Origin of the sequence: Brevibacillus reuszeri, assembly GCF_001187725.1 — a bacterium.
GTDB classification, from domain to species: domain Bacteria; phylum Bacillota; class Bacilli; order Brevibacillales; family Brevibacillaceae; genus Brevibacillus; species Brevibacillus reuszeri.
In genome coordinates, this window is the sequence record NZ_LGIQ01000007.1 from 522,315 (window position 1) to 533,572 (window position 11,258).

The following is an 11,258-nucleotide window of genomic DNA, read 5'->3' on the forward strand; positions in this document are numbered from 1 at the left end:
GCGCCAGAATGAATACGATTAGTTTTTTCTGCACGATGCTTCTCCTTTGGTCATTTCACGGGTACGTCTATGTATTTTCCTTGGGAACAGTGGGAGATTACCGACGCATTCGTCCATTATACCAAAAGTTAGCAGCTTTACTGAGCCTTAAATCTGCTGTTTTCAAAAACAGAAAAGCCACCCACGGAAAAGGTAGCGGTGGATGACTTTCCATCGTCATTACTGATGCTTATCTTTGGCTGCAGGAACCGTCTGAAACAGTCGAGCCATACAAAGCCAGGCAATGATTGGACCGGTTCCGATGGAGAGAATCAGCCAGTTTAATGTAGTGGGTGAAATACTAATCGAGGTCACGATTAAAAAGATGATAATCCCGACCAAGCGTCCAGCGTCCAGAGCAAATTCACGCAACACGACATATTCTACGCGATTCCGTGCGCTTTCCTCATTGGTTCCGATCAAATCAAAGATCGTGGAGAGCATGGGTACGGAAAAAAGCGGGTAGGCAATTCCAACCGCAATCCCAAAAATAAGCAGGCTTGTATAGCTGACCTGCCAAAAGAACAGCGTGACCACTCCCGACATGATGACAGCTCCGATAAGCATACCCCACTTGCGATAGCGAACGGTAAGCCATTTAGCAGTGAAATAGTAGCTGACGATACCGACAGCAGACGTGATGAGCCAGTAGTTGCCAAGCGTCATTTCACTTTTCGTCGCAATGTAGACCATCAGGCCGATGATGAACCCAAAAAGTCCCTCCCGCAAACCTTGTCCAGCCAGCGCCCCTGCAGCAAATCGCCATTCAGGATTTTCCCGTAAGCACCGCAGGGCGAATGTCCACGAATAATTGCCCTCGGATTGACGCTTTTTCAGGAAAAAGCTGATGATCACGCCCACAATGAACAGAGCCAAGGATAGGCCAAAAATGAGCGAGTAGCCGCTATTACCAGGCAAACGGGTAATGAGCAAGCCTGAGATCCATGGAGCCAGCATGCCGCCTCCAGATGCTAACAGTCCCGCCCAACCATTAAATCGATCGCGATTGTCGGGACCAGTAATTTCAAAATAGACGACGTTAAAGGCTAACCAGAATAAGCCGACTGCCATTCCTTGAATGAATCCGAGCAGAGGCGCATAGGCTGCCGCCTGAGGACCGATCCAGAGCACGACCAGGTAAAAGAGCGCAGATATTGCCATGCCAGCACGAAGAATATTCATCTTGTTCCCTTGCTTCGCATACCAGCCTGCCAACCAAAATGTCAGTGCCCCGACTAGATGTGTAGTAAACGTAAACCAGGCTATGGGTGCGAACTGACTTTTGACCTTCCAGAGATAAACGTTGACAAACGTGCCGGATAAAGCACCAGCAGTTATGAACAAAACGTTTACCAGAAGCAGAAGCCTCGACTGTTTATCAAGCTGACCATGCTTATGTGGTTCGTGGGTAGAGGGATGTGGACGAGACCAATCCAGACCTGTTTGTTGTGGAGTGTGCCGAAAGGATGGGAGGCGGCCCTTAGTTTTTTGGTGCATACATTTCCCCCCGGTTCATTAAAGTAATACCTGCTTGCACATAACGTACCCCATCAAGCTTTCTTTCAACGAAAAAAAGGATAGATACCACGAATTTCCATCCGCTTAAAACGAACGGGGCTATCCCCGGAGCCGTTGAAAGGCTTGGGCGAGTCGCATCAGAGAGCGGTGCCAAAATAAAAACCGGCTCTATCCAAAGAGCCGATTTTCTTATGACGCGGAGGCGTGCCCACTCTGCTTGCTACGTCGCCATTTTTTTATGTCAATCTCCGCAATCAGAACGCTGATCAGAACGAGACTCGCACCAACATAGCCTCGAGCAGAAAGAGTCTCTCCAGCAATCAAAAAAGCAAAAAGAGCGGCGAATACAGGCTCAAGCGAGAAGATTACCCCTGTATGCGCGGGGGTCGTATATTTTTGGGCAACGGTTTGCACAACAAAGCCGATCGCACTGCACAAAATGCTGAGGGAGAGCACCGCCAGCCAAGATTCGGAAGTATGAGGCAACTTAGGTGTTTCAAATAAAATAGAACAAATGAGTCCAAACAGAGCAGTAAAGCCAAGCTGATAAATGCCTAGCTGGAGCGTATCTGACTCCCCAGCCCATCTGCCAGTCACGATAATATGTGTAGCGTAACAGAGCGCACCAGCCATGCATAATAAATCGCCCTGACTGATCTGCAGCTCAGTGCTCAGCGTAAGTAATCCGATACCTACCATAGCAAGCCCAGCGCCGAAAAACACGCGTTTTGGCGGCTTATTCCGCAGCAGAATCGAGAGAATCGGAACAAAGATGACGGTGAGACTGACCAAGAAACCAGCTTGTGAAGCGGTTGTCGTCTTCACCCCATTTGTGACGGTAGCAAACACGCCAAACAGGATTGCTCCGAGTATGCAGGCATGAAGGAGCGTTTTGCGATTCGTTCTGAGCAAGCGCCGGTGAAAAAAAGCTGCGGCGAGTAAGAAAGCTATGCCAAAACGCACACCGATCAAATTGTAAGTCTCCAAATCCTTTAGTCCCATTTGCATAAATAAATAAGATGATCCCCAAAAAAGGGTACACATTAGCAGAGCTAAATCAGCCTTTGCCTGCGTTTTCATGTCGAGCCTCCTTGCCCAGGTGCTGGGCGATGTCTGTGATGATCAGGGTTGCGCCTTACTCAGTATACGAGTATCTTTTAAATAAGAAAAATGAATGTTTATCATCCTTTTCATGAATGAAATTGATGGATTGGAGGCGAGGAGATTTGAGTCTCAGCAAGTTCGAGGTATTTATTTCGGTGATCGAATCAGGGAGCTTGACCCGTGCAGGAGAGCTACTCGGGCTGACGCAATCGGCTGTCAGCCATGCCATAGCAAGCTTGGAGCGGGAATACGGATTTTCGATTTTGACCAGAGGGAGATCCGGCATTAGTCTGACAAGTAATGGAGAGCGATTGCTTCCCTACATGAGTGAGATGCTTCGTGTCAATGAAAGAATGAAGCAGGAGGTAGCCTCGATCAATGGGATGGAGGTAGGAACAGTCAGAATCGGGACCTTTACCAGTGTCTCTACACAATGGCTGCCAGGAATTCTAAAACGGTTTCAAGACAATTATCCGGCGATTGAGATCAAGCTTATGGAAGGGTATTATGACCAGATTGAGTACTGGATTCAAACAGGAGAGGTGGATTTCGGCTTCGTATCCTTGCCGACCACAGAGGAACTGGAGACGATCCCTTTGAAAAAGGATCAATTATATTTGCTTGTGACAGATGAGCATCCGCTATACAATTGCGAACGTGTCCATGTGAGCCAGCTTGCAGAGGAAACTTTTGTCATGCCGAAAGCAGGCTGCGACAATGATATCCAGCGGCTACTCGCTCAGTATCATCTGCAGCCGCGGGTTAAATATGAGGTGGGAGACGATCATGCGATTATTGCGATGGTGCAAAATGGACTGGGAATCAGTATCCTGCCTGAAATGATTTTGTTCCGACTCCCTGCCAACATCCGCACAATCCCGCTAGAAGGGGAGCATTATCGGTCGCTTGGTATGGCAGCCACATCGTTTGCCAAGCAATCGCCGGCCGCAAAACGCTTCCTGCCGTACGTAACAGAGTGGGTCGCAGAACAGAAGTAGACTAGGAGGTAAAATCCTTGCTGCGTTCTTTCGACGTGGGCTTCTTACCCGCAAATGGTATAAATAGCAGTGAAAACAGAGCCAGAGCGACCCCTTCCAGCGAGAGGATATACCAAGGATATGTGCCCAAAAAATCAATCAGGCTGGCGTTTTCCGGCTTATGGGACACAAATAAATAGTTGCCTCCCGTCCATTTATTCACCAGCAAGGCAATAATCAGGAGCAGATTCAGAAAGCCCATCGTTTTCCAAATCGAGCGGAGTACAGGGCGATACCCCTCTACCCAGGTCATGTACAGGCAAGCCAGTACAATTCCGGCATGTGCAAGGAAAAAATGGAAAAACCGAAAATGAGGGAACGGGTAAAACAATTCTGGGGTGAGCAATGCTTGTGCGGCACCCGCAATCCCTGCAAAAAAAGTGATTTCATATAGAACGTAATTTTTGCTTAATAGCATGAAAGCAGAAAAAAGCAAGGTGACACTACATAACTGCAGAGGCAAGGTATAAGCAGCAGACCAGCTCTCCGTATATACGTGCCAGAGCTGATAGCACACCTCCGAGAGGAGCAGGAGAGCTGCCAGCACATAGCGCGTGCACTTGCTGACCAAAGGTGTTTGCAGCTTATGCCGATACAGATAAAGAAGCACAATCAAAAAGAGTAAGATAAGGAGAGACACAACATGAGAAGAAGAAAATAAACGAAAAGGTTCTCCCGAGATCAAAAAAGAAAAATAAGGGGAATCCATTTCTGCCTCCTGAAGTACTTTATTATTTTTTATAATTTGCAAGAATTCACAAAATTTTAACACAAAACAGCTTATTCGATATAAACCTTCCGTTATAATATAAATAGACTACATTACATCATTGAGAGGAGATATAGTCTTGAACTTGGTGCTAACTGAAAAACAATGCAGATCTTGCCAGGCTCGTTTAACAGAGTATGAAATCGAAAACAACAATGCTCTTTGCATGGAATGCTACAAAGAAGAGCAAGACGAACAAAAGTAGTCACAACATGATGAAAGGCAGCCCGCTGCCCCACATGAGATAGATGTAGTGAATCATAACCCTCTCTTATATAGAGAGGGTTATGATTTTTCTGGCAACTTTTCAAAAATAACGAGTAAAAACGTTGCGATCGGACCCAGAAACAGAGACAAGAGAAACCAATTCAAGCCGCTGCGGTTTTTCGATTGGGCTAATCCAGCATTGATTAACGCAAGTGTCCCCCACCCGATTCCATATTGACTTTCCATTTTCGTGAAACCCTCCCTTTCTATAACAATTCGATAAAAATAACCACCAAATCATACCATATTTCCATTTCATTTCAAAAATTCGTTCAAGGACCCATTTTGCTTGTCAGATGATAAAGAATATATTGAATTTACTTTATTGCATTACTAAACTAAAATGATAATAAGGTAACGCTTTACTAAAATGAAACAAAGGGAGACAGAAAGCCGATGAAGCGAGTGGCTATAGTAGGAAGCAGCGGAGGGAATTTGTATAATCTCGGTGGCAAAGACCCCGAAAAGCTGTTACAGGAGATCATCAATCAGACAAAGGCTGGCAATATTCAGATTGCGTGGATTCAATTTGTCGCAGCACAAGGCTCAATGGATATGGCTGGAAAAGATACATTATCAACGGTGTATGCGTGGGATGAAACGGAAAGCAAAATCGTAACAAGGTTTCACGGGAGCTTAAAAGAATGCAACGATTATGTGCAGGAGCTGGACGAGGCACTATCCGCTGACATCGAGCAGGGACTGGTAGACGGGCTAATCACTATGAGCGCGGACCCGGATGGAGCAAACCATCGTGCAATCACAACTGCGGTGAATAAGCAAATACCGATTGTCGGAACGGGCGGAACTTCTATGGCATTGATCAGTGCCAAAGGAGCAAAAGTGGTTCTGACTTCGGGGACCACAGGTACAACCAACCGTACGAGGGCGATCAGCTTTATGACGGCGTTGTGCAAGCACTGGGGGATCTCGTATCGCCCCATGATCGGTGATTCCAAGGAGTCATCAGGAATATCAGCCAGCCCCTGGAAGCGAATCAATATACGCGGAATCATGATGTCATCTTTGCCTGGTTTTATCGCGCTCGCTCTCGTTTTGGCGCTAAGTAAAATACCTGGTCTGGACATGCTCGGTAGCGTGTTCGATGTATTGATCAAAGCATTGCCTGTCGTGATCGCGGCGATTGCAGCCAAGCAAGTATCGGACATGGAGGAAGTATCGGTCGTGGCAGGTGTTTTAGCTGGTGTCTTGTCGATGGATGGAGGGATTATCGGGGGAATGATTGGCGGGATCGGTGCAGGACTTCTCGTGAACGTCCTTTTCCGTAAATGCATTGAGTGGCGTTTTCCCACAACGACTGTAAATATCATCGCTGGGGGCATATCGGGTCTAGTCGCAGGCTTGCTTGTCTTCTACTTGCTGGCACCGATTGCGCTTCAGGCGGGTGAATGGGTAAAGGTGCTGATCGAAGGGGCGGTTTCCTTCAGTCCGATTCTGGCTGGCTTAATGGCGGGACTGCTGATTTGGCCTGCAATTATCGGAGGAGTCTATCACGCAGCGATTTTGCCGATCGTCCTTTTGGAGATGGAGAAAACAGGAAACAGTTTTTTGGGAGCCGTGGACATGGTTGGCCTGGTCATGGTATCAGCAGGTATCACACTGGCAAACATCGTTTCACCGAGAGACAAAAGTGAAGCGACAGTTGCAACACCCGGTTTTTTGATCAATATGGGCTTTGGAACGTTTGTGGAAGCAGCATATCCCTTTATGTTTTCCAACAAACTCGTATTTTCAGGGGCGATTATTTCTTCAGGGATCGCGGGAATGATGGTAGGCGTGTTTGACGTCAGAGGCACCGCGTACGTTCCATCTGTGATGGCGCCACTTTTGTCCAACAATATGCTCGGATTTATGATTGCGATGGCAACAGGGCTTGTCTGTGCATTCTTGTTTACTTTTATCGCGAACCGAATGGCCAAGAAAAGAGGCAAAGAGTCACTCGAAAAAATAAGTGCGTGAAGCTTTTTTGTTCTGAAAAACGGTACACCCCAGCCCCTGTAATCAGGTGTAGGCTGGGGTTTTTTGCGTATTTAGTACGTCTGACTTAAATGGCAAGCCAAATACAGCTTAAGCCAGTCGTCCGGGTCGTCCAAATCGATATGGAGAATCTCCTCAATTTTTCGAAGGCGATGATAGAGCGTATTCGGGTGGATGTGCAGGCGCTCCGCAGTAAGCGAGGTCGAGCGATTGGCCGCAATGTATTCTTTTACGGTTTGCTCCAGTTCACTGGCCTGTGCTTTCGAACTGCGCAAAGGCGTTAGAATTTCGTTAATGAACCGCTCGATTTCCTCGGGAGGCTGACTGAGAAAGAGACGATTAATGCCAATCTCTTCGTATCGAATCATCCCAGGCTTGTTTCGGTTATGCAGAAAGGTAAGTGATTTATTCGCTTCTTCTGCACTTTTGGCAGTATGCTCAAGCCCAGGGTACAGGCTGCCGACCCCAATTTGCAAAACAGGGGTGTCTTCCGTCTCCCAACGTTCGATAGCCGTTGAAATTTTTTGCAGCAAATGATTTTGTTTAAGAGAACTGTCCGCATGCAAAACAAGTGTAATTTTTTCATGGAAACTAAACAGCAAACCGCTTCTTGAACCAAGCGTCGTATGCAGGCCTGCAATAAGGCGTCTATGGCATGCCTCTTTTTGTTTTGGATTCTGCAACGAATTGCTCATCTGGATTAAGACGACAAAAAGAGGCTGTTTGGCAAAAAGTCCAAATTCCTTGGCTCTAGCGACGAGATCAGCAGGTTCCCGGAAGAGAAGCAGGTCATTGTAAAATTCAAAGCTTTTTTTGTAGCCAAGCTCTGTCCGCGAGTGTGTATTGATCATCTCTAGCGCCACGATGGCTCCAGCCTGTTCGAGTACAACCATATCGAGCTGTTCCATGGGACGAAGCAGCTCTACGACGAAGCAACCAAGTGTGATGCCGCCACCTGCAATTGGGAATAAATGATAGCAATCGCCCGTAGGTAGCGTTACTTCGCGAGGGCAGCATTTACGTTCCCAGCTTGAAAAAAGAGAGAAGCTGGAAAAGTGTGTTTCGATTTCGGATTGAGCAGGATACCACTGATTTTGGGTAAGGTCAATCAAGGCGGTAGGCATACCAACCATGCTGCAGGTGGTGCTTGTGATCGTGCCTAGATCGGCTTCCTCTAGCGAAAGCTGGATAAATATTTCATGTATCTGGCTGCGTTTCACTAAATATTCGTTCGCTCGGCGCTGCTCTGTGTACAAGTGGGCATTGTAGATCGCAATCGCTGCGAGATCAGCCAATCCTTGCAGCCGGCGCAGATCCTGCCAGGTTAGCTGGCGTTTTGCTTTGATTTGATGCACAATCATCACGCCGAGCTGCTCTTCGTTCATCGTGACGGGGACAGCCATGACAATCGGCTGATCAAACTCTACATCATCGGCAACCGAAGCTTCTATGAGATGCGCCATGTTCTCTGGACGAATATTTTTCATGGCTTCTCTGGCTTGCTCCCGATCAAAAATACGTCCGACCCCAGCTTGAAATACTTTTCCGGTAATTCCTTCTCCAATAGCTGCTTTGAAATCATAGATTTGGGAACCCATGCCTACGCTCGCTTTTGGGATCAGCAAATTCGTTTCAGCATCATAAAGCATCAGGAAGCCACGATCCACTGTAGGGATGGCTTGCATCGCGTTTTTCATAATATGAAGCAATAGTACATCTACATCCAGCGAGGAGGTCAAGGAGCGCAGTCCTTGAAGCCATTGCTCATGCTCTTGCCATTGACTGTGAAAGGCTTGCTGCAACAGGGTGTACCTGACATGCAGCACGAAAAGATCACAGATGGACCGATCTTGTGGCTCGTCACAATAGAGCAAGGCACGGACAGGAATCAATTCAGGATTCTCAGTCGTAAATAGGAACAACTGGCAGCCTTTCTCACGATCAAACTGTGTAGAATACGAAAAGTGAGTCAAAGACTGGGGGTGTGGCCAGCTCCAGTCATCACAGGCAGGCTCATCGGTCGACTGCTCGAAACCGGCGGCAATATGATCTTGAAAATAAGACCAATGATGATGGGCAGTAGCTGTCCATATATGGTAGCTTGCAGCAGGGAATCGATCATGGCCTATTTGTATAGAGGTATTGGGCAACATAGCTTACTCTCCTCGTCAAGAAATCACTTCATGATACACGGACAAATCCTCTCTTTGTTTTCTGTTTGTAATTCGTAAAATCCTGTTTTTCTGAAAGGAAGTGACTGGAGAAACACACAATGAAATAAGAAAAACATGATAGAGTACCACAATGCTATTTGGCACCAGCGCTTTTACAATAAAAACAGCACAAGCTGAAAAGCTCGTTATAAATGGAAGCATCGCATCGAATCAGGGACAGAGGAGGTAGTGTTATGGCAAAGTCAGATTTAACGAGTTGGATTGAAGCAAATGAGCACAGATTTACCGATATTTCAAGACAAATCTGGGAGAAACCAGAGCTGGGATATACGGAAAGCTTTGCCTCTGAGCTGCAAATCAGCACGCTTCAGGAGGCAGGGTTTCATATTCGTACCGGAATTGGGGATGTTGCAACTTCGTTTATTGCAGAGTACGGATCTGGTCACCCGATCATTGGTATTTTGGGAGAATTTGATGCCTTGCCCGGCTTGTCCCAGGAGGTGAGCCCTGCCTATCAACCGCTTGTTCAAAATGGACCAGGTCACGGCTGTGGTCACAATTTGCTGGGCACAGCAGGAGTAGAGGCCGTGATTGCCCTCAAGGACAGAATGGATGCTGAAAAGATAAAAGGTACGATTCGCTACTATGGCTGCGCAGCAGAGGAATTGCTTTCTGGCAAGACGTTCATGGCGCGGGCAGGTGCTTTTGATGATTTAGATTGTGCCCTTACCTGGCATCCAGGCAGTGCCAATACCACGAGTAATGTACGATTTCAGGCATTATCGGCGATCGAATTTTACTTCTCTGGCGTGACGGCGCACGCTGGATCGGCTCCACATCTGGGGAGAAGTGCGCTTGATGCAGTAGAGCTTATGAACGTCGGAGCGAATTATATGCGTGAGCACGTACCGGACGGGACCCGTATCCATTATCAGATTACGAATGGGGGGATGGCACCAAACATCGTACCAGATAACGCCAGTGTCTATTACTTTCTGCGTGGAGCAAGCCGCAAGCAGGTGGATGAACTGCAAGCCCGATTGATCAAAATCGCCCAAGGGGCAACGATGATGACAGAGACCTCAGTGCGATGGGAGATCAAGGCTGGCTGCTACGACACATTGCCCAATCTCGTATTGAATGAGCATATGTATTTGCAAACAGCGGATGCTGGACAAATGGAATTTACCGAGGAAGAAGAGTCGTTCGCAAAAAGTTTGTGCCAGACAATCGCTGCTGTGGCTACAGAAACGGAAAAGGCAGGCGAGCGGAAGGACAATCTGCTGGATTCCGCTTTTTATCACGATTTAAAGCAGGTAGGAAAGTCGGTGGGAGCCTCGACGGACGTTGGGGATGTCTCTTGGATCACTCCTGTTGGCCAAGTGACGACGACATGCGCACCCCGTGGAGTTCAAGTACATACGTGGCAAGCGACGGCCTCTTTTGGCTCCACGCTTGGCATGAAGGGAATGCATCATGCGGCAAAAATTATGGCGCTGACCGCCTATGACCTGTTGCACAACGAAGACGGCGTATTAGACAGAGCGAAAGCTGAGTTTGTGGAGAGCACCAAAGGCTTTACGTATCGTGCCGGAATTCCTGATGATGTGAAGCCACCTGGCGCATAGGGGATATCAGGAGAGGAGCAAGACCACTCCATCATGCTAAAACACCATGCAGGAAGTGTCCGCATGGTGTTTTGGCTTTAAGGTCTATATTCAAACAAACAGAAGCGCTGTCTTTGACGATGATAAACATTATTTCAATACCGAGCGATTGGAGCTTTTCGTTCAAGTCACTCTATTTCTCCGGGAGTGGAATAATGAGCTCCATCCGGCGACTGCCGTCCTTCATGCTCGTTTCAAACAAAATGAGCATAAGCGTTGTATTCGGATCCGCTTTTTTAACTTTTACCGTATGCGTGAAGTCACCCCATTCAGGTGCGCCAGCAGAGGTTTGAATGGAGCCTGTTGTCAGTTCGTTATGCCCGTCTTCTACGACGTAGCTGACCGTTCCTTCAAAAACTTGTGCCTGGCCTTTCACTTCGAACGTATCATCACCTGTTTTCTTCACGGTTACCTTTCGGAAAATATCATTGGCATAGACCCCTTCAGAAGATTCTGGCTGCTCGGCAGCGGGAGGCTTTTCAGCCGGAGTTTGTGGCTGCGATGGAGCGGGTGTTTCAGGCTGTGTGCTAGGTGTCTCTGGCTGGGTTGTGGCTGGAGGAGTCTGTGGCTCCACTGAGCTTTGCGTACCACCTGTGCAGCCTTGGAGCACTCCTACGGTCAACAGCAGCAAAAGAAACTTTTTCATGGTATCCCTCGATTCTGTTGGTTTGTTGTGAGTCCTACC

Annotated in this window: 9 protein-coding genes; 3 read left to right on the forward strand and 6 right to left on the reverse strand. The window is 47.5% G+C overall.

Going from position 1 to position 11,258, the window contains the following annotated elements; genetic code table 11:
* Positions 1 to 219: 219 nt before the first annotated feature.
* Both ADS79_RS12225 and ADS79_RS12230 read right to left on the reverse strand, forming a co-directional pair.
* On the reverse strand, positions 220 to 1,536 hold the full coding sequence (locus ADS79_RS12225) for an MFS transporter (protein ID WP_049738672.1): 1,317 nt from the start codon (positions 1,534 to 1,536) through the stop codon (positions 220 to 222).
* 210 nt (positions 1,537 to 1,746) lie between these two features.
* Complete coding sequence (locus tag ADS79_RS12230) at positions 1,747 to 2,637, reverse strand: DMT family transporter (protein ID WP_049738673.1); 891 nt, start codon at positions 2,635 to 2,637, stop codon at positions 1,747 to 1,749.
* A 146-nt stretch (positions 2,638 to 2,783) separates the two neighbouring features.
* On the opposite strand from ADS79_RS12230, the gene ADS79_RS12235 reads away from it, so the two are divergent.
* Positions 2,784 to 3,659: a LysR family transcriptional regulator gene (locus ADS79_RS12235; protein WP_049738674.1), complete on the forward strand. Its 876-nt coding sequence runs from the start codon at positions 2,784 to 2,786 to the stop codon at positions 3,657 to 3,659.
* Position 3,660: 1 nt separating this feature from the next.
* On the opposite strand, the gene ADS79_RS12240 is transcribed toward ADS79_RS12235, so the two are convergent.
* Together ADS79_RS12240 and ADS79_RS35655 are read right to left on the reverse strand one after the other, a co-directional pair.
* On the reverse strand, positions 3,661 to 4,407 hold the full coding sequence (locus ADS79_RS12240) for a YwaF family protein (protein WP_049738675.1): 747 nt from the start codon (positions 4,405 to 4,407) through the stop codon (positions 3,661 to 3,663).
* 345 nt (positions 4,408 to 4,752) lie between these two features.
* Entirely contained in the window at positions 4,753 to 4,920 is a 168-nt protein-coding gene (locus tag ADS79_RS35655; RefSeq protein ID WP_162839529.1) for a hypothetical protein, read from the reverse strand.
* Between the two features lie 210 nt (positions 4,921 to 5,130).
* On the opposite strand from ADS79_RS35655, the gene ADS79_RS12245 reads away from it, so the two are divergent.
* Positions 5,131 to 6,714 carry a PTS sugar transporter gene (locus ADS79_RS12245; protein ID WP_049738676.1) on the forward strand — a complete coding sequence of 528 codons (1,584 nt, stop codon included), beginning with the start codon at positions 5,131 to 5,133 and terminating at the stop codon, positions 6,712 to 6,714.
* Between the two features lie 71 nt (positions 6,715 to 6,785).
* Here the strand turns inward: ADS79_RS12245 and ADS79_RS12250 are convergent, their stop codons facing one another.
* Complete coding sequence (locus ADS79_RS12250; RefSeq protein WP_049738677.1) at positions 6,786 to 8,885, reverse strand: helix-turn-helix domain-containing protein; 2,100 nt, start codon at positions 8,883 to 8,885, stop codon at positions 6,786 to 6,788.
* Positions 8,886 to 9,139: 254 nt separating this feature from the next.
* Here ADS79_RS12250 and ADS79_RS12255 point away from each other — a divergent pair, with 254 nt between their 5' ends.
* Positions 9,140 to 10,534 carry an amidohydrolase gene (locus tag ADS79_RS12255; protein WP_049738678.1) on the forward strand — a complete coding sequence of 465 codons (1,395 nt, stop codon included), beginning with the start codon at positions 9,140 to 9,142 and terminating at the stop codon, positions 10,532 to 10,534.
* 172 nt (positions 10,535 to 10,706) lie between these two features.
* Here ADS79_RS12255 and ADS79_RS12260 read toward each other — a convergent pair whose 3' ends face one another.
* Positions 10,707 to 11,219, reverse strand: a complete 513-nt coding sequence (locus tag ADS79_RS12260; RefSeq protein ID WP_049738679.1) for a Gmad2 immunoglobulin-like domain-containing protein — start codon at positions 11,217 to 11,219, stop codon at positions 10,707 to 10,709.
* Positions 11,220 to 11,258: the final 39 nt, after the last annotated feature.